At 64.9% G+C, this 24,698-nt stretch carries 23 protein-coding genes; 5 read left to right on the top strand and 18 right to left on the bottom strand.

Annotated elements, in window-relative coordinates:
* Together J1C49_RS06525 and J1C49_RS06520 are read right to left on the bottom strand one after the other, a co-directional pair.
* Complete coding sequence (locus J1C49_RS06525; RefSeq protein WP_227444999.1) at window positions 1–1,485, bottom strand: CpaF family protein; 1,485 nt, start codon at window positions 1,483–1,485, stop codon at window positions 1–3.
* 13 nt (window positions 1,486–1,498) lie between these two features.
* Complete coding sequence (locus J1C49_RS06520; protein WP_227444998.1) at window positions 1,499–2,746, bottom strand: AAA family ATPase; 1,248 nt, start codon at window positions 2,744–2,746, stop codon at window positions 1,499–1,501.
* A gap of 599 nt (window positions 2,747–3,345) precedes the next feature.
* On the opposite strand from J1C49_RS06520, the gene J1C49_RS06515 reads away from it, so the two are divergent.
* The gene (locus J1C49_RS06515) at window positions 3,346–4,290 is read left to right on the top strand and encodes a hypothetical protein (RefSeq protein WP_227444997.1); all 945 of its coding nucleotides are present in this window, start codon (window positions 3,346–3,348) and stop codon (window positions 4,288–4,290) included.
* 127 nt (window positions 4,291–4,417) lie between these two features.
* On the opposite strand, the gene J1C49_RS06510 is transcribed toward J1C49_RS06515, so the two are convergent.
* The 7 genes from J1C49_RS06510 to J1C49_RS06480 all read right to left on the bottom strand — a co-directional run bounded on the left by J1C49_RS06510 (window position 4,418) and on the right by J1C49_RS06480 (window position 9,282).
* Window positions 4,418–5,098, bottom strand: coding sequence for an OmpA family protein (locus J1C49_RS06510; RefSeq protein ID WP_227444996.1), 681 nt, complete (start codon window positions 5,096–5,098; stop codon window positions 4,418–4,420).
* A gap of 56 nt (window positions 5,099–5,154) precedes the next feature.
* Entirely contained in the window at window positions 5,155–6,585 is a 1,431-nt protein-coding gene (locus J1C49_RS06505; RefSeq protein WP_227444995.1) for a type II and III secretion system protein family protein, read from the bottom strand.
* Between the two features lie 232 nt (window positions 6,586–6,817).
* Window positions 6,818–7,669, bottom strand: coding sequence for a Flp pilus assembly protein CpaB (gene cpaB / locus J1C49_RS06500; protein ID WP_227444994.1), 852 nt, complete (start codon window positions 7,667–7,669; stop codon window positions 6,818–6,820).
* Between the two features lie 522 nt (window positions 7,670–8,191).
* Window positions 8,192–8,392 (bottom strand): hypothetical protein, encoded by a 201-nt coding sequence (locus J1C49_RS06495; RefSeq protein WP_227444993.1) that lies wholly within the window; start codon window positions 8,390–8,392, stop codon window positions 8,192–8,194.
* A 90-nt stretch (window positions 8,393–8,482) separates the two neighbouring features.
* Complete coding sequence (locus J1C49_RS06490) at window positions 8,483–8,683, bottom strand: Flp family type IVb pilin (protein ID WP_227444992.1); 201 nt, start codon at window positions 8,681–8,683, stop codon at window positions 8,483–8,485.
* Between the two features lie 110 nt (window positions 8,684–8,793).
* Complete coding sequence (locus J1C49_RS06485; RefSeq protein ID WP_227444991.1) at window positions 8,794–8,994, bottom strand: Flp family type IVb pilin; 201 nt, start codon at window positions 8,992–8,994, stop codon at window positions 8,794–8,796.
* An 87-nt stretch (window positions 8,995–9,081) separates the two neighbouring features.
* Complete coding sequence (locus tag J1C49_RS06480; RefSeq protein WP_227444991.1) at window positions 9,082–9,282, bottom strand: Flp family type IVb pilin; 201 nt, start codon at window positions 9,280–9,282, stop codon at window positions 9,082–9,084.
* Window positions 9,283–9,651: 369 nt separating this feature from the next.
* Here J1C49_RS06480 and J1C49_RS06475 point away from each other — a divergent pair, with 369 nt between their 5' ends.
* Complete coding sequence (locus J1C49_RS06475; protein WP_227444990.1) at window positions 9,652–10,536, top strand: lytic transglycosylase domain-containing protein; 885 nt, start codon at window positions 9,652–9,654, stop codon at window positions 10,534–10,536.
* 403 nt (window positions 10,537–10,939) lie between these two features.
* Here the strand turns inward: J1C49_RS06475 and J1C49_RS06470 are convergent, their stop codons facing one another.
* Window positions 10,940–12,358, bottom strand: coding sequence for an FAD-binding oxidoreductase (locus tag J1C49_RS06470; protein ID WP_227444989.1), 1,419 nt, complete (start codon window positions 12,356–12,358; stop codon window positions 10,940–10,942).
* 98 nt (window positions 12,359–12,456) lie between these two features.
* Complete coding sequence (locus J1C49_RS06465) at window positions 12,457–13,317, bottom strand: helix-turn-helix domain-containing protein (RefSeq protein WP_227444988.1); 861 nt, start codon at window positions 13,315–13,317, stop codon at window positions 12,457–12,459.
* Window positions 13,318–13,400: 83 nt separating this feature from the next.
* Here J1C49_RS06465 and J1C49_RS06460 point away from each other — a divergent pair, with 83 nt between their 5' ends.
* Together J1C49_RS06460 and J1C49_RS06455 are read left to right on the top strand one after the other, a co-directional pair.
* Window positions 13,401–14,459 (top strand): fatty acid desaturase, encoded by a 1,059-nt coding sequence (locus J1C49_RS06460; RefSeq protein ID WP_227444987.1) that lies wholly within the window; start codon window positions 13,401–13,403, stop codon window positions 14,457–14,459.
* A 6-nt stretch (window positions 14,460–14,465) separates the two neighbouring features.
* Entirely contained in the window at window positions 14,466–15,368 is a 903-nt protein-coding gene (locus tag J1C49_RS06455) for a DMT family transporter (protein WP_227444986.1), read from the top strand.
* Window positions 15,369–15,718: 350 nt separating this feature from the next.
* On the opposite strand, the gene J1C49_RS06450 is transcribed toward J1C49_RS06455, so the two are convergent.
* The 5 genes from J1C49_RS06450 to J1C49_RS06430 all read right to left on the bottom strand — a co-directional run bounded on the left by J1C49_RS06450 (window position 15,719) and on the right by J1C49_RS06430 (window position 22,079).
* The gene (locus J1C49_RS06450; protein WP_227444985.1) at window positions 15,719–17,404 is read right to left on the bottom strand and encodes an acyl-CoA dehydrogenase family protein; all 1,686 of its coding nucleotides are present in this window, start codon (window positions 17,402–17,404) and stop codon (window positions 15,719–15,721) included.
* Between the two features lie 239 nt (window positions 17,405–17,643).
* Complete coding sequence (locus tag J1C49_RS06445) at window positions 17,644–18,663, bottom strand: hypothetical protein (RefSeq protein WP_227444984.1); 1,020 nt, start codon at window positions 18,661–18,663, stop codon at window positions 17,644–17,646.
* A gap of 158 nt (window positions 18,664–18,821) precedes the next feature.
* The gene (locus J1C49_RS06440) at window positions 18,822–19,031 is read right to left on the bottom strand and encodes a hypothetical protein (protein ID WP_227444983.1); all 210 of its coding nucleotides are present in this window, start codon (window positions 19,029–19,031) and stop codon (window positions 18,822–18,824) included.
* Window positions 19,032–19,537: 506 nt separating this feature from the next.
* A complete protein-coding gene (locus tag J1C49_RS06435) occupies window positions 19,538–21,169 on the bottom strand; it encodes an AMP-binding protein (protein WP_227444982.1) in 1,632 nt (543 codons plus the stop codon).
* 271 nt (window positions 21,170–21,440) lie between these two features.
* The gene (locus tag J1C49_RS06430; RefSeq protein ID WP_227444981.1) at window positions 21,441–22,079 is read right to left on the bottom strand and encodes a ribonuclease T2; all 639 of its coding nucleotides are present in this window, start codon (window positions 22,077–22,079) and stop codon (window positions 21,441–21,443) included.
* A gap of 633 nt (window positions 22,080–22,712) precedes the next feature.
* Between J1C49_RS06430 and J1C49_RS06425 the strand changes: the two genes are divergently transcribed.
* Window positions 22,713–23,492 (top strand): DUF1013 domain-containing protein, encoded by a 780-nt coding sequence (locus tag J1C49_RS06425; RefSeq protein ID WP_227444980.1) that lies wholly within the window; start codon window positions 22,713–22,715, stop codon window positions 23,490–23,492.
* A 150-nt stretch (window positions 23,493–23,642) separates the two neighbouring features.
* Here the strand turns inward: J1C49_RS06425 and recR are convergent, their stop codons facing one another.
* A complete protein-coding gene (gene recR, locus J1C49_RS06420) occupies window positions 23,643–24,236 on the bottom strand; it encodes a recombination mediator RecR (RefSeq protein WP_227445015.1) in 594 nt (197 codons plus the stop codon).
* A gap of 115 nt (window positions 24,237–24,351) precedes the next feature.
* Window positions 24,352–24,696 carry a YbaB/EbfC family nucleoid-associated protein gene (locus J1C49_RS06415; RefSeq protein WP_227444979.1) on the bottom strand — a complete coding sequence of 115 codons (345 nt, stop codon included), beginning with the start codon at window positions 24,694–24,696 and terminating at the stop codon, window positions 24,352–24,354.
* Between the last annotated feature and the right edge of the window lie 2 nt (window positions 24,697–24,698).

The raw sequence follows: 24,698 nt of genomic DNA, 5'->3' as shown, positions 1-24,698 counted from the left end.
TCAGTCCCCCCGGAACGGTTCATAGATGGATGGTGGCAGGTCGTAGCCCCACATGCGGAAGCGCTCCGAGAAGGCGGATCGCACACCGGTTGCGGTGAAATGGCCGAGGATCTTGTTGTCGGGTGTGAGGCCGACGCGCTGGAAGCGGAAGAGTTCCTGCATCGAGATGACCTCGCCTTCCATGCCGGTGATCTCGGTGATCGAGGTCATGCGGCGCGAGCCGTCCTGCAGGCGGCTGGCCTGAACGATGAGGTTCACGGCCGAGGAGATCTGCGAGCGCATCGCCTTGAGCGGCATTTCGATCCCGGCCATGGCGATCATGTTTTCCAGACGTGCGACGCCGTCGCGGGCGGAGTTGGCGTGGATCGTGGTCATCGAGCCGTCATGGCCGGTGTTCATGGCCTGCAGCATGTCGATGACTTCCTCGCCACGCGTCTCGCCGACGATGATGCGGTCCGGGCGCATCCGCAGCGCGTTCTTGAGACAGTCGCGCGGGGTGACCGCGCCCTTGCCCTCGACATTGGGCGGGCGGCTTTCCATCCGGCCCACATGGGTCTGCTGCAGCTGGAGTTCGGCGGTGTCCTCGATGGTGAGGATCCGCTCGGCATCGTCGATGAAGGATGACAGCGCGTTGAGCGTTGTGGTCTTGCCCGAGCCTGTCCCGCCCGAGACGATGATGTTGAGGCGGGTGGCCACGGCGGCCTGAAGGTAGACGGCCATCTCTTCGGTGAAGGCGCCAAAGCGCACGAGATCGTCGATCCCCAGCTTGTCCTTCTTGAATTTCCGGATCGAGACCAGGCTGCCGTCGATGGCGATCGGCGGGACCATCGCGTTGAAGCGCGAGCCGTCCTGAAGACGGGCGTCGACATATGGATTGCTTTCATCGACCCGGCGTCCCACTGCGGAGACGATCTTGTCGATGATCCGCATCAGGTGCTTTTCGTCCTTGAACGTGATGTCGGACAGCGTGAGCTTGCCTTCGCGTTCGACAAAGACCTGGTGGGGGCCATTGACCAGGATATCCGAGACCGTCTCGTCCTTGAGCAGGGTTTCGAGCGGGCCGAGCCCCTTGACCTCGTCATAGAGGTCGTTGTTGAGCGCGCGGCGCTCCTCGCGATTGAGCACGATGCCCTTTTCGGACATGGCCTCGGTTGCGATCTCGTTGATTTCCTCGCGCAGCTCGCGTTCGGAGGCCTGATCGAGGGCGGCGAGGTTGAGGTTTTCCAGCAGCGCGCGGTGCAGTTCGAGCTTGATCTCGCCAAGCCGCTCCTTGCGTTTCTTTTCCTTGTCCATCGGCGCGGTCTGCGCCGGGGCCTTCGGGCTCGGCTTGCGCATCGAGGCCGGTTTCTCTGGCGCGGCAGGGGTGGCTGCGAGCGCGGCGCGTTCGGCCTTGGGCGCGGCGGCGGTGGCCGCGGCCGTGGCATTGGTTGCGGCCTCGGCCGGAATGGCCTTGTCGACCTGCGATTTCTTGTATCGGGAGAACATGGCGGACGATCCTTCAGGCGGCTTCGGCGTCGGACGCGCCAATCGCGTGCAGCGAGGCGGCCAGTTTGGTGAGTTCTTTGCGGAGCGGGTTCTTGGGCGCGTGGCTGGCCAGCGGCAGCCCGTGGTCACAGGCCTGCAGCACAACCTTGCCACCGTCAGGCAATTGCAGATCGAGCGCGATGCCGAGGCCCTCGGCCATACGCTTCACGCGGCTCTTGCCTTGCAGATCGGTGAATTTCGGCGCGCGGTTGAGCATGAAGCGCAGCTTGTCGAAGGGCAGGTCTTCGCCGAGCAGCGCGCGCTTGAGGCGCTGGACGTTCTGGGCGGAGCGCATGTCCATCTCGACCACGGCGAAATAGAGCTGTGCCTCGTTCAGCACCGTCTCGGTCCATTGCACGATGGTCGAGGGCATGTCGACCACGACGAAGTCGAAGTGTTCGCGCGCCACGTCGAGCAGCTTTTGCACCTCGACGGGCCCGACCATGTCGAGCGGTAGGATGTCGGCGGGCGAGGTCAGCACCTGCATCTTGTCCTCGAAGCTCACGAGCGCCTGAGCGAAGCTTTCACCGTCCATGGCGTCGATATCAGAGAGCAGTTCAAGCACCGACTCGCGCCGGGGCAGGTCGAGATAGGTGGCGACCGATCCGAATTGCAGCCCGAAATCCATCAGGCACACACGCGGCGGCTTGGCATTCTTGGAAACCGGCTGGGCCAGCTCATAGGCCAGGTTGACGGCCATGGTGGTGGCGCCGGCGCCACCGGCGATCCCTTGCAGCGCGATGAGCACGCCGTCGCCATCCCCCTGAAGCGCCACCGCTTCGGATTGACTGACGGCGGCGGGCGCGGCCACGGCGGACCGGCGCAGCCGGTCGATGGCGGCCTGAAGCTCGCCTTCGGGCAGCGGGTAGGGCACAAACTCGTCGGCGCCTTGCCGCAAGAGCTGATGCAGCGAGGCCGGTGTCACATCCTCGGCGATCAGGATGACCTTGACGCCGCGCTCCTTGGCGCCGGCGATGATGACCCCGAGCCGCCCGACCTCTTCTTCGTCCTGGGCGTCGATAGCCATGGCCACAAATTCGAGATCGGCGGCTTCGGGTTGTGCGAGAAAGGGCAGGGCCTCGTCAAATCCGAGATCGCCCCATTTCTCGCCGAGAATCGCTTCCATGTCTTCAATAAGGAGATCGAATTCCTGCACGTCGCGGCTGATGGTGCAGGCCTGAATCGGGGCCGCCTCTGCTTCGGCTGCGATGGGTGTCGTCATGGTTACCGTTCCTTGCACTGACTGGCGCGGCTCGGGTCACGGGGCAAAAGAGTTGTACGATGCCCACCATGATCCGGCGCCGGTGCGCCCCGGAAAACCCGGAACGCTTTGGTCCTTCGAGATCGAAGCTAGGAGGCAAAGGCGGCAACACTTGGGCCGAATTCCCTCAATTGTTGGGTGATATGGGACGTTCGACCGCCGCGACGGCCGATGGTCCGCCGTTGGGGGCGGAGGGCGGAACAGCGATGTTTTCCCAAAGTTTTCGGGAGATTCTCCCTCGCGCAGGGGACGACTTTTTGCAGGGCGGGTCGGATTGTGGCGCAAATGCGGCGCGGGCCCCGCGGATTGTTGCGCCGTGGGGCATCAATGGCCAAAACGATGATGCAGGGTGGTTTGGCGGCAGCAAAAAGCGCGGGACAAAAGCGGGTCGGATCGCCCGGCGGGCGGGATGCGGCGCGGTCGGGGCTTACATCGGATCGGCCCGGCGCCTAGTCTGTGATCAAGAGCCGATGTCGGTCAGGGCGCGGCGCCGGTCGGGTCGCAGAACACCGCGAGGACATGGCCGGGCAGGTCCCCGGCCCGATGCAAAGGGGAGTGGCATGGGCAAGACGAAGGGAACGCTGGGTTGCGTGCTGGCAGCGATGCTGGCGCTCGCCGCACCGGACCGCGGGGCGGCCTGTGCGTTCCATGGCTACACGCCGGATCCAACGCTTGTGGATCGGTTGCTGGCGACGGAACAGGTGGTGATTGCGCGGCTTTCCGGTCCGGACGGGCAGCGCTACGTTCCGGTCGAGACGCTGCTCGGCCCACCCGTGGCAGAGATCCCCATTGCGGTCGATGCCCGGACGCGGGCGCGGGTGGCCCAGAACCCGGCGGGGACGGTTCTTTTGGCGCGGGATGGCTCCTATGGCCCATGGATGCCCGTCGCGGTGCTCGATCCCGGCTATCGCGCAGTCGTAGAGCAGGTGGTCGCGCGGCAATCCGCGTGGCAACTCGGGCGCGACCGCGATCGCTCGCGGATCTTTGCCAAACGGCTCAACGATCCCAACCCGGCCCTGCGGCACTTGGCGCTGCAGGAGATGGACCGGATGCCTTATGCGGATCTGCGTGCCCTGCGCCTGCCTCGGATCGTGGGATTGCAGCAGGATGTGCAGACCGGTGACCCGGAGCTTCGCCCGATCCGGGTCTTGCTGGCGGGCCTGTCGGGCGACCGGGGGTATACGCCATACCTGGCGGGCGCGCTTGATTTGGCCATCGCGCGGGAAACACCCTATCTCGGCGCCTATGCCACCGCCTTGATCGAGCTTGAGGGCCGGGCGGGGGTGGCCCATGTGATCGGACGGATCACCCGAAACGCGCAGTCGGACAGCGTGGTGACAGAGCGGTTGTTCGAGGCGCTTGCGCTGCAATACAAGAGCGGGCCGGGCGCGGTGCGCCGCAGTATCACCCGATCGGTCGCAGAGCTTGTGCGGAGCAATCCCGCGTTCGAAGAGGTCGCCGCGCGGCAATTCGGTTTTGATGGCGGCTGGCGCCGGGGCAATTGAGCCCGCCGGCTGGGGGCGCTGCTCGGTGCCGTCCGGAATATGGGGCCGGAACCGCAAAAAAAGCGCCCCGTGGGGCGCTTTTGATCTTGGTCGGGGGCCATGTTTGCGCCCCGGCTTCGCGTGCTGGTTATTCGTCGCCGCCGCCGCCGCCAGCGCCAAAGGCGCCGGTCAGACCGCTCAGCGTCGTGCGCGCCGTGGCCGAGCGCACGTATTCGCGATAGACCACCTGCGCATATTTTCCGTCGAGCACCATGGGGTGATCCTCTACGAAGCCCGACACTTCCGTGACCGTGCGCCGGTTGCGGCGCTCGCGGCCCTCGGTCACGATGATCGGCTGCGTTTCGCCAAAAGAGACCACCGCTTCGAGACGCGAACGGGAAATGCCCTGTCCGACGAGGAAATCGACAACCGCGCGCGCCCGCGCCATGCCCAGACGCTTGTTATAGGCCTCGGACCCCACCTTGTCGGCGTGGCCATAGACCTTGAAGCGCACTTCGGGGAATTGCTTGATGAAATGGGCCTGTTCGCGCAGCGTATCCTGTGCGCCGGCGTCGAGCTGTGCCGAGTTGAAGGCAAAGTTGACCGTGGTCATCACCTCCGAGGCGAAGCGCTGCGCCAGGTTGTAGGTGTGGTGCGCCGTCGAGGTCATCGCCACGTGGTTGTTCATCGTCGCGTTGCCAAAATGGCCGGTATCGGCCAAAGCGCCCGCTTCGCGATGGAAGGCCGTGTATACGGGGTCTTTGTTGCTGTAACTGCACCCCGCCAGAAGGGCCGTCAGGCTTGCGCCTGTGAGGATTGCCCGGATCATGTTCTGCCCTCTCGTCCTTTCATCGGCGCGCCGCTGTCCCGCGGCGCACGTGCCCCTTAGTCCATCACGTAGCCGTAGGAGCCCTGGAAATCCTGTTTGGCCACTTCGCCGGCCGCTCCCTTGACGGGGCGCTGCGTGTCACCCGACACCCGGCCGTAGAGGAAAAGCTCCTTTTCGGTGGGCGGGCGGACCCGGTCGGTGGGAAGCGCGAGGGCCTCGCCACGGGTCGGCGTCACAAGATGCGGCGTGATGATGATCACAAGCTCGGATTGCGAGCGTTCGTATTCTGCGGATCGGAACAATGCCCCGAGGACCGGCACGTCGCCAAGCCACGGCACCTGACCGTTCAGATCGCGGAAATCGTCCTGAAGCAAACCGGCGATGGCAAAGCTCTCGCCGTCGCGCAGCTCGACCGTGGTCTTGGCCTCGCGCTTGGAGAAGGCCGGCACCGAGATCGACTCGAACTGGAAGGTTTGGGTGAAATCGAGCGACGACACGGCGGTCGCGAGCTCGAGATTGATCAACTCACCGTCCACAACCCGCGGGATGAAGTTGAGCTCGACACCGAACGGCTTGAATTCGATGGAGATCGTGCCTTCGTCCTGAGCGACGGGAATGGGGAATTCACCGCCTGCGAGGAAGGTCGCCTCCTGTCCTGACAGCGCGGTCAGGTTCGGTTCGGCGAGCGTGCGCACCACACCCTTGCTTTCCAGCGCTTCGAGCAGAATGCCGATTTCCAGCCCGCCGGCGTTGAAACCGAGAAGGGCCGCGCCCTCGGCGGTCCCGCCCGCGCCGGGCAGAAGCTTGTCACGCACGGCGTCGACATTTGCCGCGGAGGCCGAGTTGCCGGTGCCGATTTCAAGGCCGAGATCGCCGCCAAGCACCGATCCACCGGTGGCGAGCGAGGCGCGCAGGGTCTTGGCCACGGAGCGCGACATTTCTGCGAAGCGCACCTTGAGCATGACCTGCTGAATGCCGCCGACGGTCATCAGGTTGGACACCCGGTCCGGCGCGTAGCGTTGCGCCAGATCGAGCGCGCGCTGCAGACGCTGGCCCGAAGAGACGGTGCCGGAGAGCACGATGCCGTCATTGGCGGTGCGCACTTCGATCCGTTCGTCGGGAAGGATCTGGCGAAGACGCTCCTTGAACTCGGTCACATCCGCCGCGACCCGCACATCCACGTTGGTGATCAGCCGGCCAGCGGCGTCGAGGATGGTCAGGGTCGTGGTGCCGGGCGCCTTGCCCAACACATAGATCGTGCGATCCGACAGCGAGGAAATATCCGCGATGGCGGGGTTGGCGATGCTGAGCTCCGCGAAGGGCTGCACGCTTTCCACCACAACGGCGCGGTTCATCGGCACGTTGAGCACTGATTCCGTTCCCGTGCGCACGACACGCAGGCTTTCGGCCTGCGCAGTCATTGCGATTGGGCTCGCAGCCATGGTCAGCCCCAGGAGGGCTGCCTTGAGAAACTTGTCGATTTTCATGTGACCTGCCTTTCGATCACGCCTCGGATGCAGGTCTTGGTGCCTGCGATTAGACCCAACCCTGCGTTAGTTTCGCTTTTTTTGCAAGAATCAATGGGTTCGGCTTTGCTGTTTATGTGGATAACCCGCAACAGACCGGCATTTTTGCGACGGTATCGTCTTGCGGAGACCATGCGAAACGGGGCGCCAGATCTGGCGCCCCGGTGACATGAAACTCTTTGTGTGCAGAGGCTTAGCTACAGGGAATCGGCACTTCGATCCGCTCGCCGCCACGATTGGTGCGGATGGTGCACACCTGCGCCACGCTCTCGACCTTTTGCTGGCGACGCTCGATCCCGAGCAGGGAACGCTGATCCACCTCGATCACTTCGGCCACGCTGTCGTCCTTGTTGGCGATCAGCGAGAGCGACAGGCGGCCGGTGGACTGGGCCTGGGCGAGCGCTGCAACCTGCTGCGGCGTGGCGGCCACGGTCACGGTGCGGGCGATGGCGGCTTCGGGGCCTTCGGTCACGGCGCTCTGGTCGATGGCAACAAGACGCACGCCGGTCTGGATCAGCTTGGTGACGTCGCCGTTCATCATGTCGGGGTCACGGCTCTGGATCCGTCCGGTCCAGTAGATATCGACGCGGTCGCCCGGGCGCAGGAAGCCCGACACGCCGGTGGCCACGTCAACCTTGATCGCGAAGGCGCGTTCGCCACGGCTGAGGCGGGAGGTCAGGCCCGCATCACCGCCAGGCTCGGACACCTTGAGCGGCATGACCGCTTCGTGCTTCTCGATCGGGCGCAGCGCGAGACGCGGCTCTTCCCCGTCCACGATCAGCGGGGTGGACTCGTCGAAGTATTCGTCCGGCAGGATGGATGCGGCCCAGGGCGCCAGCATCACGTCTTCGGGCAGGATCGGCTCGCCGAAGGCAATCGCGCGTGTGGTGACGTAGATATCCTGCGTCTTGATCTGTTCCACCACGCGCTGGCGCTCTTCTGCGAGGGCGTTTTCGTAGGCGCCGATATAGTTCTTGGCCATATAGACGGCGAAACCGGCGAGGCCGAGCCCTGCAACCAGCACCAATCCAAACAATAGTCTCATGTGTCACCTCCTGAAACCGGGGTCCATGCGCCGCCCGCCGATCTCGACGGTTGGGACGCGGTCTGGCCTATTGGCTATCCGTGGAATGTGGCCAAAACGGGCCAGATTCGCGGTGCTTCAACGACGGGGGCGGTTTTTCGAAACAATGCCCGTCATATGCGCGGAAAATGCGCGGTTCCTGTGGGCGCCCATGTGGCTGTCTGGGCGGGCCCGGAGCGGAAAACGGAATGCACCGTTCATACACAGGTTATGCAGAAAACAGGCGCAGGCGCTGTGGCGTGCTGCTACCGGGTTTGCATTTTCACGGGGTAGGGTGCACCGCATGGCGTGTGCGCCGCAGGCGTCGGGCGGGAGGGGGTTTGTTGCGGCGACGCGCGGCGCGGTGCGCCGCCCAGATCGGAGCGGGCAGGCCGGTTCTCCTGGCGGTTTGCGGCGGTGCGCGCGTCACGCGCGGGAAGGCCCGCGGCCATTCTGGCGCGAGCCTTTGCATAGGAGGGGTGTGTGTCGGTCCGGGCTGCGGGCTTATTCACCTCCGCCAGCGGCTCCGAAATCGTTCTCGGCTGCGACGGCGCCGCCAGCGGCGTCCATCAAGGCGAAAGCGTTGTCTTCGATCACGAAGAAGGAGATCGCGGACATACCCACGACGGCGGCGGTGATGACCACCCAGTCCACAGTAACGGCGCCGGAGTCGTCGTCACGAAATGTCTTGATAAAGTCCATCATGGCAAAAGGTCCGTCTGTCAGGCGTTGGTTTTCGAGGGGGGACGGCGCGCAAATGGCGCACCGTCCCGATTTTATGCGTAGACGCGAGGCTTATTCGCCGCCGCCTGCTGCGCCGAAGTCGTTCTCTGCTGCCACGGCGCCGCCTGCTGCGGTGATCAGGCCGTTGGCGTTGGTTTCGATCGCGGTGTAGGAGGCAATTGCGAGGCCGACGACGGCTGCGGTCAGCACAACCCAGTCAACAGTCACGGCACCATCTTCGTCACGGCGGAAAGTCTTGAGGAAGTTCATCATTGTATTGTCTTTCATTAAGGGTAGGGGGGCTTGGGTGGGTCTTTCTATGTTGATGCGCGGGGATTGGGGCCCCGCGCACCAACGGTCTTCAGGCTAGGAAAGAGGGAGGCTTATTCGCCGCCGCCTGCCGCGCCGAAGTCGTTTTCCGCTGCCACGGCGCCGCCTGCTGCGGTGATCAGGCCGTTGGCGTTGGTTTCGATCGTGGAGTAGGCGGCGATGGCCAGGCCAACGACAGCAGCGGTCAGGACGACCCAGTCAACGGTCACGGCACCATCTTCGTCGCGGCGGAAGGTCTTGAGGAAGTTCATCATGATTCAGGCTTTCTAACTAACTTGGGTAGGGGGCTGTCCGGAGCGCCGCAAAGACGCGCCGGACGTCAGGATATCGGGGGAGGAGGCTTATTCGCCGCCGCCTGCCGCGCCGAAGTCGTTTTCCGCTGCCACGGCGCCGCCTGCTGCGGTGATCAGGCCGTTGGCGTTGGTTTCAATCGTGGAGTAGGCGGCGATGGCCAGGCCGACGACAGCAGCGGTCAGGACGACCCAGTCAACGGTCACGGCACCATCTTCGTCGCGGCGGAAGGTCTTGAGGAAGTTCATCATGGTCTCTCTCCATAAAGGCGTAGTTCTGGTTCTCTGGACCGTGTCGGGCGTGGTGCAGGTTGCTCTCTCACAAGGCCTGCTGCCCGTTGCGGTATGACGCTATATGGCACTCGGTTTGGGGCGAGAGTGTGTCTTGAATGGTTTGATTTTGCAGTAACTCTGGGACTTATTCGGGAGCGGCCAAGTTGGTAAGTATTGTTTTATATCAATAGCTTGGCGTTTCTCGCGTCAGAGTTTTGCCGTTAAGGAGTGGTAAAATTGGCGCGGCTGTTGCGACCACGGCAACAAAACTGGCCTGAAAAGCGCGATTGTGCGACACTCAGGGCAAGGCCGCGCGAGCCGGCCAGAGGCAGAGTGAGCAGAGAAACCATGAGATATCCCGTCAGGCGCCTTGCCGTCCCTCTGGGCGTGCTGGGCCTTGCGCTGTCGATCAGCGTGACATCCGTTCCACCCGCCGCCGCACAGGATGGCGCCACGAGCCCGCGGCCTTTTGCCGATTTCTCGGCCAAGCGGGTCAAACCGCCCAAACCCGGACAGCGGCGCATCACCGTTCAGGTGGCCCCGCGCGCCAATCCGGCTGTCCCGCCGCCGCCCGATGCCGCGCCCGCGCCGGTCGCGACCGCCGCCGTTGTCGCGCCTGCGGCCCCGACCGGGCCGAGCGGGGCGCGCTATGCATGGTATTGGTCGGCGGTATCGCCCTCGCTGGACGACAGCGGCCCCGGCCGGTTGAGCGCCGCCCTCTCGGGCTTGGGGAAGGGGCCGGCGGGTTCTAGCGTCGCATCGCCCCGTTTGCAGACATTGCAGGACATCGCGGAGCGCTACGGGCGCGACATTCTCATGGCAACGGTGGGCACCCGTGTCTCCCCGGCGCTGGCGCTTGCGGTGATCGCGGTCGAATCCTCGGGCCGTGAGGACGTGGTCTCGGGCGCGGGGGCGCAGGGGCTGATGCAGCTGATGCCCGCCACCGCGGAGCGCTTTGGCGTGGAAGACGCCTTTGACACGGCGGAGAACATCGCCGGCGGTGTGCGCTTTCTCGATTTCCTGATGGAGAAGTTCGACAGCGACCCGATCCTTGTTCTGGCCGGTTATAATGCGGGCGAGAACGCGATCCCGAAACATGGCGGCGTGCCGCCCTATGCCGAAACGCGCGACTACGTGCCCAAGGTGCTTGCGGCATTCGATACGGCGCGCGGTCTGTGTATGACGCGGCCAGAGCTGATTTCGGACGGATGCGTGTTCCGCATTTCGCGGTGAGGTGACGACACCGGTCGCGGGCGGCCGATCGCTGCGCCCGCTGCCGGCCATTCGGGGCTTGGGGAGGGCACCTTTGCCAATCCGCGCGCCGGGGGCGGCGCGCGCTCAGGACTTGGAACAGGGAGGGGCAGTCCTCCCGCAGTGGTGCAGGGCAGGGGGCGCGCTCCGCAGGGTGTTGGGGCGCAGGCGTCTCGTTGCAAGAGGCCGTTGGGGGCTCGCGGGCAGGAGCCGGGGCGCGCCAAGCGGCCGACCCATCCAATTTCCAGACATTCGGCGTTACGCTGAGGCCTGCGGGCGGGACACGTCGCGGTCGGGGCGGTGCAAGCCGGGTGATCCCACAGCGGCCAGTCCGCACCGGGACGCGTTTTGCGCCCATCCCGGAGGCGGGCGCAAGGGACCGATCTCAGTTGGCGCGCAGCACCGCGCCGGGGTTCATGATGCCGCGCGGGTCCAGAGCGGCCTTGATCGCGCGCATGGCCGAGAGCTTGGCCGGATCGCCGTAGCGTTCCAGATCATCCACCTTGAGACGGCCGATCCCATGTTCGGCGCTGACCGACCCGCCGAGCGCGTGGGCGAGGTCATGCAAGCCGCGTTTGATCGCCGGACGTTTGTCGTTGTGATCGGCGCGGCTCTCACCGGGCAGCGGGAAGACATTATAATGCAGGTTGCCGTCCCCAAGATGGCCGAAGCAGTTGATCCGGAATTCTCCGATGGCATCGAGCACCGCGGGAGCCTCGCGGATGAAGCGCGGCACCTCGCCCAACGGGATCGAGATATCCTGCGAAGAGACGGACCCGATGCGGCGGTTGGCCTCGGGCATTTGTTCGCGCAACGTCCAGAAGTCGTGTTGTTGCGCCTTGGTCTGCGCAATCAGCCCGTCACTGACCAGACCGGCTTCGTTCCCGGCGGCAAAAAGATCTTCGAGGCAGTCCTGCGGGTCGAGGCCGCGCGGCACGCCGATTTCGATCAGGACCGACCAGTCCGGCGCTGTCTCCCACGGTTGGCGGATATCGGGCAGGGTCTCTTTCATGAAGGCAAAGCCCTGCGCGCTGAGCAACTCGAAGGCGGTGATGCTCTCTCCGATCCGCGCGCGTGCGAGGCTGAGCAGCTCCAGCGCGGCTTGCGGCCCGGCGACGGTCAGAAGGGCTGTGCCGGTGGCGTGCGGGCGCGGTGCAAGTTTGAGCGCAGCGGCGGTGATGACGCCGAGCGTGCCTTCCGCGCCCATCAGCAGGTGCCGCAGATCGTAGCCCGTGTTGTCCTTGCGCAGCCGTTTCATCCCGTGCCAGATCTGCCCGTCCGGCAGCACGGCTTCGAGGCCCAGAACCTGATCGCGGGCATTGCCATAGCGCAGCACGTTCACACCGCCCGCATTGGTCGACAGCAGCCCGCCAATCCGCGCCGACCCTTCCGAGGCCAGCGACAGGGCAAAGAGGCGGTCAACCTCCTCGGCGGCGGCCTGCACATCGGCGAGGATCGCGCCTGCTTCGACAAGGGCCACGTTTTCGTCCGGGTAGATCGCGCGGATCGCCGTCATGCGTTCGGACGACAAGAGCAGCGGTGCGGCTTCGCCAACGGCCATTTGTCCGCCCACGAGCCCGGTGCCGCCGCTATAGGGGACCACGGGCACGGCGGCAGCGTTGCAGGCGCTGAGGATGGTTGCCACCTCTTGCGTGGTCCGGGGCAGCGCCACCCATTGTGCCGTGGCCGTCCAGCGACCGCGCGGCTCTTCGAGATAGCGCGGCTCTGCGCGGCGCAGCGTGTCGTCGGGCAACGCTTTTGCGAGGGTGGCAACAAAGGCATCGTCAGCAGGGCGATGGGACATCTCTGGCTCCGTGTCTGGTTTGGGCCGACGCTAAGCGTTTCGCGGGTCACACCCAAGCCCCGTTTCGCGGTTTGACGCATGCGCGCGTCGCGCGACGCCTAACGGCAGGTCCTGCGCAGCGCGCGCAGATGCGCGGGAAAGTCATGCGCGCGGACGGTCGCTTCGCGCGTCAGGTGATCGAAATGATCGGAGAACGCGGTGATCCGCTCGCGGTCGCGAAAGGCAAGGTAGTGCCGACCCACATAAAGCACAGCGAGAAGCGGACCAAACACCGTGACCGGGGCGGAGAACAGCCGCCGGGCGTCAAACAGCACGATCCGCAGCCGGGGATAGAGCGTTTCGCTCTCCTCGATCAGGCTGTCGAGCTGGGCCAGGCGATCGGCGCGCGGCAGGGTTTCGTAATAGCCCGTCCCGGCGGCAAAGCTGGCCAGCTCATAGAGCGGCAGGGCCATCTCGTAATCGGAGCGCGACCCGCGAATCCACTCCCGCCGATCCGTGGAGGCATTGATGGCCTGTTCGGTCGTGCGGCCCAGATGCGGCGTGTATTCCCATTCGAGGACCGCGCGGGTCTTGAACATGTCGGGCAGCATCGCTGGCACATGCCGGATCTTGTAGCCTTCGGCCTCGCGATGCCAGCCAAAGATGGCTTCATCGACCAGCGCGCGGGGGGCTTCCGTGAGGGTGAGTGCATTGGCCATGAGCGCTGATGCGCTTTCCGGACGGTCGGAGAGGCCGAGCAACCAATCGGATGACACGCCGAGCGCCTGGGCGGCTGCGCCGACCAGATGCGCGTTGGGCAGGCGCGCGCCCGACCCCTTGAGCAGTTGCGACAGGGTGGAGCGGTTGATCCCGATGGCGCGGGCCAGCGCGGTTTGGTTCGACCCTGCGGCTTGCATGGCCTCCGCCAGTCGAGACCGTAACAGGGCCGCGCGGTCTCGTTTGTTGAGTGTCTCCACCATGAGGTGATTTTAATCACGTCTTGCGCAGTATGTTAACCGTTCTCAGACTGCGCGAGGCACCCGCCAGCCGCTAGGCTCTGCCCATGACACAACCGGCAGATATCACGACGCGCGACGCGTCAGGCGGACAGCCCGTGCGCCGCGGCGCAGGACCCGGCCTTGCGACAGTGGAGTGGCCGACGCTCGGGCTACTGGGCCTGTGTTACGGCGGCTGGGCCTGGGGCATGACCGGCGCGGTGGCGGTGTCTCTGCCTCTGGCCATGGCTGTGGTGACGGTGATGACAGCGCTGCATTCCTCGCTCTCCCATGAGGCGCTCCACGGACATCCTACCCGCTCGCGGGTGATAAACGCCGCGCTGGTGTTTCCGGCGCTCTCCCTCGTGGTGCCGTATCTGCGTTTTCGCGACACGCATCTCGCGCATCACCGCGACTCCCGGTTGACCGATCCGTATGACGACCCGGAAAGCAACTATCTCGATCCGGCCGTGTGGCGCCGGTTGGCGCGCTGGCAGCGCGCGGTCTTGCGCGCCAACAACCGCCTCGCCGGGCGGCTGGTTCTGGGGCCGGCACTTGGAACCTGCGCATTTGTCATGTCGGATTGGCATGCGATACGTCGCGGAGAGCGGCGCGTGCTGGTGGGCTGGGTGCTGCATCTGCCGGCGGTGGCCGGGGTCATGCTGTGGATCGACCGCTTTGCGGCGATGCCGCTATGGGCGTGGGGCGTCTGTGTCTATGGCGGCCTGGCGCTCCTCAAGCTGCGGACGTTCCTTGAGCACCGCGCCCATACCGATGCGACCGGGCGCACCGTCATCATCGAGGATCGCGGGCCACTGGCGTGGATCTTTCTCAACAACAACCTGCATCTCGTGCATCACCTGCACGCTGCGGCGCCTTGGTACGCGCTGCCCTTGCTCTACCGGGCGGATCCGGAGCGATACCTGCGGGCGAACCACGGCTATCGCTACCGGTCCTACGCAGAAGTGCTCGCGCGCTACCTTCTGCATGCCAAGGATCCGGTCGCTCACCCCTTGTGGCCCGATCCCGGCGGGGTTGTGGATACAACGGCTCCGACGACGGGCACACCATCCGTCTTGCGGCGCATCGGTTTCGCCTCTGGTAAAAGCGACACAGTCGCGCGATAGGAGGGGATGGATCTCTGGATTGTCGCCACGCTGGCCGCGGCCCTCTTTCAAACCTTCCGCTTCATGCTGCAGAAAGTGCTGGCGAGCGGACCCTTGTCGGCCACGGGCAGCACGTTTGCGCGTTTTGCCTACGCGATCCCGGGCGCTGTCCTTGTGCTTGCGGGCTATCTCTGGGCCACCGGCACGCTCGTCCCGACCGTGGGCTCTGCCTTTTGGGGATGGGCCTATCTGGGCGGCGTCAGCCAGATCCTCGCAACAGTGCTGGTTGTGCTGCTGTTCAAGAGCCGCAATTTTGCCGTCGGCATCACGCTGAAAAAGACAGAAGTCATCCAGACCGCGCTGCTTGGGCTGGTACTGCTTGGGGAGACCATCACGCCGGGCGGATGGCTGGCAATCGGACTCGGTCTGGCCGGTGTCTTGATGCTGTCGCAAACCCCTGGGTTGGTGGACGATATCTGGCAAGCGCTCCGCAGCCGTGCGGTGCTCCTGGGGGTGGCGTCCGGGTTCTTCTTCGCGATCTCGGGAATCGGGTATCGCGCGGCCTCGCTCACAGTGGACAGCGTCGATCCGCTGCTGCGGGCGGGTGTGACCCTGCTCAGCGTCAACGTGATGCAGGTCCTGACGCTCTGGCCTTGGCTTGTCTGGCGCGAACCGGGGCAGGTCGTGGCGGTCTGGCGCGCCCGAAAGACCGCGATCTGGCTCGGGGTGACGTCGATGCTTGGCTCTCTGGGCTGGTTCACCGCGTTCACGCTGCAAACCGCCGCTTACGTGTTTGCGCTGGGACAAGTCGAGCTGATCTTCTCACTCATTGCATCCGTGGTGTTTTTCAAGGAAACCGTCACACGCCGTGAGGTCACCGGAATTGCCATTTTGGCGGCGTCAATCTTGTTGCTGGTGTTTCTGGCCTGACGCGTTTTCGATCGCATCAAACAGGCGTCTCGCAAAGCGCAACCGAAGTGATTTGAGTATTTTTGGACAGAAGAAACCAGCGGTTTGGTGCAAGGGGTCCCGCGCGGCCTGAAACCGCGCGGGTTGGGAAGCGTGAGGCTTCTCCTGTCACGGTCATCGGCTCTCCAGCCTGTACCGTAGTCAAATCAAAACCCATTAAGGTTAATGACTGGTTTCTTTTGTCCAGAAATACTACGGGGTCTGGGGCAGCGCCCCAGCGGGGGTTTGGGGGCTTGCCCCCGATAATGATGAAAAGAAAACGCGCGCGCCGAGCTCGGCACGCGCGCACGGTGGGTGTTTAGGACGGGATCTCAGCCAAGCAGGCGGCGCGCAATCACCTGCGCCTGGATTTCGGCCGCACCCTCGAAGATATTCAGGATACGCGCGTCACACAGGATGCGGCTAATGCCATATTCCAGCGCAAAACCATTGCCACCATGGATCTGCAGTGCGTTGTCCGCCGCAGCCCAAGCCACGCGCGCGCCCAGCAGCTTCGCCATGCCCGCTTCGAGGTCGCAGCGCCGCCCTTCGTCCTTTTCTCGCGCGGAGAAATAGGTCAGCTGCCGCGCGATCATGATTTCCACAGCCATCATGGCGATCTTGCCGGACACGCGTGGAAAATTAATCAGGGACTTGCCGAACTGCTTTCGGTCTTCGGCATATTTCAGACCTTCGTCCATTGCCGACTGGGCCACGCCGATGGCGCGGGCCGCGGTCTGGATACGGGCGCTCTCGAAGGTTTCCATGAGCTGCTTGAAGCCCTTGCCTTCTTCGCTGCCGAGCATGTTTTCGCCCTTGACCTTGAAGTCGTCGAAATTGACCGTGTACTCTTTCATGCCACGGTATCCGAGCACCTCGATCTCGCCGCCGGAGATGCCGGGATCTTGCCAAGGTTGTTCGTCCGTTCCGGGGGTTTTCTCCGCCAGGAACATCGAGAGGCCGCGATAATCGGTGGTGTCCGGCACGGTTCGGGCCAGCACGGTCATCACATGGGTGCGCGCGGCATGGGTGATCCAGGTCTTGTTGCCGTTGATGATCCAGTCGCCATTCTCGTCGCGCACCGCTTTGGTCCGCAGCGCGCCGAGATCCGATCCGGTATTCGGCTCGGTGAAGACGGCCGTGGGCAGGATCTCTCCGGAGGCGAGGCCGGGCAGCCATTTTTCCTTTTGCGCATCCGTGCCGCCGGCAATGATCAGCTCGGCCGCGATTTCGGAGCGGGTGCCCAGAGAACCAACACCGATATAGCCGCGAGAGAGTTCCTCCGAAACCACGCACATGGATGCCTTGGACAGGCCGAACCCGCCGTATTCCTCGGGGATCGTCAGGCCGAACACACCCATTTCGGCGAGCTCTTCGATCACCTCCATCGGGATCAGCTCGTCCTTGAGATGCCATTCATGCGCGTAGGGCGCGACCTTGTCGACGGTGTAGCGGCGGAATTGCTCGCGGATCATCTCGAGCTCATCGTCGAGGCCGCAACGGCCGACGGTGATTTCTGCCGCGCGTTCCTGCATCAGCGCAACAAGACGGCTGCGCGCGTCCTGCGTGTTGCCATGCTGTGTCAGCTGCATGACTTCGGATGCCATCAGCACGCGCATGTCATCCTGTGTCAGGCCAAGATCCTGAAGCCGGACGATCTCGCCCTGGTTCATCTGGATACCGCCATAGATCTGCCAGAGATATTCGCCGAAGGCGATCTGGTGCAGCAGCTGTTCGACTTCGCCAAAGGTGCCTTCGGCTTGCAGGCGTTCCGCCCAGCCCTGCATCTGGCGCAGTGCCTGCGCGTAAGTGGCGAGCCATGCAAGCCCGTGCACGGCGGTCTGATGCGCTTCAAGCGCGGCACCGGAGATCTTGCCATCCACGGTGACCATCGCGCGCACACGGTTACGCGCCAGGTCAAACACGGCATCAACCGGGCCAAGCGCCGCGGCGGAGGTCAGCAGAAGGTCCGGCATCACGGTCTCGTCGAGACGCAGGTCTTGTCCATCATGGGCCATCGTTGGTGTTCCTTTTGCGCTCTTCTCTCTTTGAGCAGACGAGATAGAGACTTTGCAGCTGCAGCGCAACAAAAATACATAATGCTGCGTCGCTTTGTTCAATTCTTGCGCTTACGCCTTCGGTTTGGGCGCCGTTGGGCCGCGTATTCCGCCAAGTCCGCAGGTCGCTTGGCGCAGGTTGCGGCCCATGCGGTCTATGCGCGCCCGTCCGGAAGGCGCGCAGGACCAGCTCCGGCGCATCATGCGCCACAAATCCCCTGAAGCCGCACCCAGTCCGAATCCGAGACAACGAGCCGGCTGGCACCACCGGCCCGCGGATCGCCTTCAATGAGGGGGAGGACGGTTTCGCCCGTGATGTCGCGCGCCCGGGCATACGGAGTGGAGCGCAGACCCGCGGCGGCGAAGGCATCGAGCAGGCGCGCCGGTTCTGGGTCGCCGGGTGATGCGCTCAGCAGATGTTCGGCATATCGGTCGAGCGCCTCATCGGGCAGCGCGCCCGTTGTCAAAAGCCGTAAAGTCGGGACCAGGCCCGCATGATCCAGCAGGTCCGCCAGCGGATCGGTCTCTTCGGCGCGGACGGTTTCCACGATGATGAACCCGGCGGCCACGTCCGGATCCTCGAAATCCTCGAAAACCGAGCGGTTCAGAAGCACGATCCCGCCCGGCAGATGGGCGCTTTCGGCGATCCCGTCGGGCAGAACGACGAGCGCATCCCGCCGCGCCTCGCCGAGAAGCCGGGCGGCGAGACGCCCCAGCGGGGCTTGCGCATCGCGTGCGGTGCAGGGCGCGCCCGTCACGCGCGACACGCGGGACAGGAGCGCAGCGCCGATCTCGCTGCGTTTGACGTCCGGCACGACGCGGGTGGCGGTGCGTTCCAGCGCGTTCGGCAGCCAGAGCGTGGCAAGGCCCATGAGTGCCGCGGCGGTTGCGACCCCGAGTAGCAAGCGCAACTTGCCCGGTTTTGGCCGTTTGCGGTCAATCGCGCGCAGAACCCGGTCCAACCCGTTGATCATGGCGGTTTCATCCGCCGGGATTTCGAGCGTTTGCGCCGGGTCCGTGTCCGGGTGGTAGAGCGCAGGCACCTTTGTTGCGCGCGTGACCGCGCCCAGCGACCAGTGGGTCAGCACCCGGCCTTGGGGGTCCGATATGGTCAGGGTTGCATCGCCAAGGGAGACGATCACCTCGCGGCGTTGAGACTCGACCGAGGCCCGCCAGAGCGCAGAGGCTTCAAGCCGTTGAAAGTCTTTAAGCGCGGTCATGCGGGGGTGTGGTGCTTTGCCTTGGGTCGTTGAATGACCAGACTATAGAAGCGCGTGCGCCGGGGAAAGGGCCAGCAGATGCAGACAGCGCAGGTTGGGCCGCGCTGCATTCTCGGGTCCGTTGCCGAACCCGGTCCAAGGGGCGCCGGGGCCGCGCGTCAGGAAATGAGGTCCTCGTAGAGCCATTGATACCGGCGATGGCGGGATTGATCGCCCGATGTGGTTTGCTGCCCGCGGATGTCACGGGGGGACAGGGCATCGAAGACTTCGTCTGGTTGCGGGATGAACGGGCCGAACGCGGCGCGGCCGGCGGGCGTGCCAGAGCGTGGGATCGTGGTGGTGGCCTTGCGGCGGGTCTGATCTTGCATCGGGCATCTCCGTTTTGGGTGCGTCGACAGACTGTCTGAAAGATATACGCCGTCTGCGGGTGGATGGTTCATTTCGGCCCGATTTCCGGGGTGATTCCGAGGGTTTGCTTGCGCGGTGCGGGGGATGCATGCGCTGCGGTTGTGGTGGGTTGCATGGGCGCGGGCACGGGAGGGCGCGCGTCTCACCGGGTGTCCGCGCCTGCGCCGCGCACCGGCACGGGGCTTTGTCATGTGCCGGGATGCGCTCGCGTCATCGACCGGGGGACGCCTGCGCCGCGAACCGCATGACGCCGGCACGACGAAGTCGGTTCCCCCGCGCCACGAACCATGTTGCGCCGAGGTCGCGAACCGGATGACTTTTGCGCGACGGAGCCGGTGGCGCCAAGCCGCGTTGCGCTTGCACCGCATGGCGCCGGTCAGCCCGGAACACCAGTGCGCAGACGTGATCTTAAAGGCCGGGGCTTTACAGGCCGGGGCTTTACAGGGCGGCGCCGTTGCCTTGCCGGTCAGCCGGCCAGGCTCTTGACCCGCTTGCGCAGTTCGAATTTCTGGATCTTGCCGGTCGAGGTCTTGGGCAGTTCCTCGAACACCACGGCCTTTGGCGTCTTGAACCCGGCAAGCCGTTCGCGGGCAAAGGCAATCAGCTCTGCTTCCGTGACGGTCGCTCCGGGTTTCACCTCGACAAAGGCGCAAGGCACCTCGCCCCATTTCTCGTCCGGCTTGGCCACCACGGCGCAGAGCAGCACCGCGTCATGCGCCATCAGGGTCGATTCGACCTCGACCGAGGAGATGTTTTCACCGCCGGAGATGATGATGTCCTTCGCGCGATCCGCGATTTGCAGGTAGTTGTCTGGATGCATGATCGCGATGTCGCCGGAGCGGAACATGCCGCCGGCAAAGGCCTCGCGGGTTGCCTCCGGGTTCTTCAGGTATCCTTTCATCACGCCGTTGCCGCGAAAGACCACTTCGCCCTTGGCCTCCGCGTCGCGCTCGATCGGGGTGCCGTCCTCGGTCCAGACGTCGACGGCGTCCATGAAGGGCATGGCAACGCCCTGACGGGCCTTCTGGGCGGCGCGGTCATCGGGCCCGAGCGGATCCCATTGCGCCTGCCACGTGCATTCGGTGGCCGGCCCGTAGGTTTCGGTCAGCCCGTAGACCTGCGTGACGTTGAAGCCCATGGGCTCGATCTTGGCCAGCGTTGCCGGGGCGGGGGGCGCACCGGCGGTGAACACCTCGACGATGTGGTCGAAGCTGCGCCGGTCGCTTTCGGGGGCGTTGACGAGTGTGTTGAGCACGATGGGGGCGCCGCCGAAATGGGTGACGCCTTCGTCGGCGATGGCGTCGAAGATATTGCGGGCGGTGATGTCGCGGCAGCAGACGACCGTGCCGCCCACTGCGGGCATCATCCACGTGTGGCACCAGCCGTTGCAGTGAAAGAGCGGCACGATGGTCAGATAGACCGGGTGCAGCACGATGCGCCAGCTCAGCACCTGGCCCATGGCGTTCAGATAGGCGCCGCGGTGGTGATAGACCACGCCCTTGGGCCGTCCGGTTGTTCCGGAGGTGTAGTTGAGCGCGAGGCTTTCCCATTCATCCTCCGGCAGGACCCACGCGAATGCGGGATCGCCGCTGGCAAGAAACGCCTCGTATTCCATGTTGCGGCCGCTGGCGGGATGGCCCGCTTGCGGGTCGGCCACCTCGATGATCTTTGGGGCGGGGCCTTGCATGCGGGGTAGCGCCGCGTCGAGCACCGGCAGAAACTGCGGATCGACCAGTACGGTGTGCGCCTCGCCATGGTCGAGGATGTAGGCGATGGTGTCGGGGTCGAGCCGGGTGTTGATCGTGTTGAGCACTGCGCCGCAGGCGGGCACGCCGAAATGCGCCTCGGCCTGGGCGGGGATATTGGGCAGGATCGTGGCCACCACGTCTCCCGGTCTGACACCGGATTGCGCCAGCGCCGACGCAAGACGCGTCACCCGTTCGGCATAGGCGGCATAGCTCTTTCGATGCGCGCCGTAGATGACAGCGGGGTGGTTGGGCCAGATTTGCACAGCGCGCTGCAGAAAGCTCAGCGGTGTGAGCGGAACGTGATTGGCGCGGGTCTTCTCCAACCCGGTTTCGTCTTTGAGCCAGCCCATGACAGGTCTCCCCTCGTATCGGTCTGGCAAGGAAGATAGGCCGTGGCGGTGCGGTGTGACAGGGCTTTTGTGACAGCGGGGGACGTGGCGCTGTCCGGAGGGCGGTCGGCGGGCCGGGATAGGGCGCGCGTATGCCTGGTGGCGCGTGCCGCGCGCAGGGGGCGCTGCCCCCTGACCCCCGGAGTATTTTCGGACAGAAGAAACCGGCCCGTGCTGGCCTCGATCTCTTGGCCCCCTGACCCGCAAGGGGGGGCGAGGCGGCGCCGGGGGCTCAGCGGATCGGGTCGAGCAATGCGTCCTTCTGGCGGCAGTCGCGGGCCACGTCTTGCCCACAGGGCACTGGGTCAAGGGTTTTGGAAAGGCACAGGCGGGCTTCCTGAATGCGGCCCGATTTGCACGTTATGGTCAGCATGTCCGGCTCCCAACCGGGGTTGGCCTCTAGAAAAGCCTCTTCGATGACCGAGGCGGGCAGACGGATCGGGCGATCGAGCTTGCGCAGGATCTCGGGACGCCTGACGCGCGCGAAGGCTTCGCGCGACAGCGCGTAATAGGCCGGTGCAGAGAGGCCGGAGCATACGCCGTGTTTGCGCCATTGGTGCCAGGCCAGGCCGGACGTGCCCATGATATCCGCCATGGCTGCGGTCATGGAACGCGACGGCGGGCGCTCTGCGGTGGGGCAATAGGCGGGCCATCCGCGATGGTATTGCGGCCAGAGGCCATGCATCACCCAGCCCAGATCGCGGTTTTCGTCGCATTGCGGTGATTGGCGCGCATCGCCTTCGAGGGCGCACCAGGTCGGTGACCAGCTCATCGACAGCACATAGTAGTCGAACGCGCCGGATTTCTCGCCATCGGCGGCGACCGGCGGGGCAAGAAGCGCGAGAACAAGGCAGGGCAGCGCACGCCACAAAGCGGCGGTCCTCGGCGCGGCCGCACGCAGCCACCGGGCGGCGCGAGAGATGACCGTATCTGTATCTGATGTCCGAAACGAGCGCGGCGCGTGCATTTTCTCTTCCCTCCAAAGTCATCGACGACTATATACAGCGCCAGTTCCCCTACAACGGCAACTGTCCCGCCCTTCGGGACCGCCCTGGCGCAAGCCTTGGCGCCCGGGAAAGCTGTTGCCCGGGAAGGCTGTTGGCTGAGGCGCGTCGGTCGGGATCGGGGGCGCAGGACCTTGAGGGCCGAATGGGACGCCGCGTGCAGCGGTCGAGGCAGGGGGGCCGGAACCGCGAGGGCGGTGCCGGCATTGCATGACCCGGCGCGGCGCCGATACAAGGCCGCGCGCCGCTAGGCGGGAGCGAGAAGACAAGCGGTGCCTGCGGGCGCGCGAGGAGACAGGCGTTTGCCCGTAGCGGCGCGCGAGAAGACGGGCGGGACCGGGGCGGACGCGGTCGAGAAGACAGACGGCGCCCCGATGGGGTCGAACGAGAAGACAGACGGCGCCCCGACCGGGGCGAACAGGATGACGGACCACGCGCCATCGGGCGTGACACCGCGAAACCCGCGCCTCTGGGGCGCAAGAGACGAAGGAAGATCGAACATGGCAAAGCTGCTGCACCCGAAGGCAACCGCGGTCTGGTTGGTCGACAACACCACGCTGACCTTCAAACAGGTTGCGGATTTCACCGGGTTCCACGAGCTGGAGATCCAGGGCATTGCCGACGGCGATGTGGCTGTCGGCGTCAAGGGGTTCGATCCGGTTGCCAACAACCAGATCGAACCGGAGGAGATCGACAAGGCGCAGGCCAACCCGCTTTACCGGATGAAGCTCAAATACAACCCGGCGGCCGCAGACGAAGAGAAACGTCGCGGGCCGCGTTACACGCCGCTTTCGAAGCGTCAGGACCGGCCCAACGCGATTCTGTGGCTGGTGAAATTCCACCCGGAGCTGAGCGACGGACAGATTTCCAAGCTGGTGGGCACGACCAAGCCGACGATCACCTCGATTCGCGAGCGCACCCACTGGAACATCCAGAACATGCAGCCCATCGACCCGGTGGCGCTTGGGCTTTGCAAGCAGTCGGAGCTTGATGCGGCCGTGGCCAAGGCCGCCAAGAAGCTGGATGCGGTGATGACCGACGACGAGCGGCGCAAGCTTGTGTCGACCGAACAGAGCCTCGAGATGGACAGCGCCGAACCGCGCCTGCCCTCGGCCATCGAAGGCCTTGAGACCTTTTCGCTTTCCGATCCGCGGGGTGAAGACGCGGAAGACGACACCGATTCGCGATCGGACAGCGATTTCGCCGATGCGGACAGCTTCTTCAACCTGCCGTCCGGCGAGGACGATGAGGATGATGAGGATGACCAGCCCCGGACATGATCCGGCGGTCTTGAGGGATTGTCCCGCGCGCGGCGCTCCGTCTTCGGACGGGGCGTTTTGCGTTCAGGGCACCGCCATGGCGCGCATGTCCTGAAAAATCGATGATCGGGATTCGGGTTTTGGTGTGGACAGGCCCGGGGCGGGCCGCGCTCAGAGCGGTTTGCGCGCGTTCAACGCCGCAGAGATCGTGCCGTCGTCGAGATAATCGAGCTCGCCGCCAATCGGCACGCCTTGCGCCAGGGAGCTGAGCGTCACGCGGGTGTCAAGCTGATCGGCGATGTAATGCGCCGTAGTTTGCCCGTCGACCGTGGCGTTGAGCGCGAGGATCACCTCCGTAATGCCTTCGGCATCGAGGCGCGAGGCCAGTTGCGGGATGCGCAAGTCCTCCGGTCCGACGCCATCAAGCGCCGACAGCGTGCCGCCCAGCACGTGATACCGGCCGCGAAACACCCGCGCCCGTTCCATGGCCCAGAGATCCGCCACGTCCTCGACCACGCAGAGCACGCCGGTGGCCCGGGTTTCGTCTTCGCAGATCTCGCAGATGTCCGCCGTGCCAACATTGCCGCAATTGAGACAAGGCCGGGCGGTGCGCGCCACCTCTGCCATTGCTTCGGCCAACGGGGTGAGCAACACGCCGCGCTTTGCGATCAGGTGCAGCACCGCGCGGCGCGCGGATCGCGGGCCGAGCCCCGGCAGCTTGGCCATGAGGGAGACGAGTTCATCGATGGCGCTGCGGTTGGACATCGGGGCGTTTGGATCCGGGCTTTGGGGTGGCATGGGTGTGTCTGCGCCCGGCCGCTGACGGCACGGGCGCGGGCTCGTGTCGTGATTGATCGGGACGCAACGGATGGCGGGCTGTTCAGAACGGCAGCTTCATATCCGCCGGAAGGCCGAGCCCCTCGGTCAGTTTCTGCATTTCCTCCTGCGCTTTCTGATTGGCGCGGGACTGCGCGTCCTTGATCGCGGCGAGGATCAGGTCTTCGACCACTTCCTTGTCGTCACCGTTAAAGATGGAGGGGTCGATGTCGAGATTGGTAAGCTCCCCCTTGGCGGTGGCGGTTGCCTTCACCAGACCCGCGCCGGATTCCCCGATCACGGTCATGGTGGCGAGGTCCTCCTGCATCTGGGCCATCTTCCCCTGCATTTCCTGCGCCTGTTTCATCATCTTGGCCATATCGCCAAGCCCGCCGAGACCTTTGAGCATTG

The organism is Cognatishimia sp. F0-27 (assembly GCF_020667845.1).
Lineage (GTDB): Bacteria > Pseudomonadota > Alphaproteobacteria > Rhodobacterales > Rhodobacteraceae > JAFMPQ01.
The sequence above is the reverse complement of the archived record's forward strand: the minus strand, read 5'-3'. Positions and strand labels throughout refer to the sequence as shown.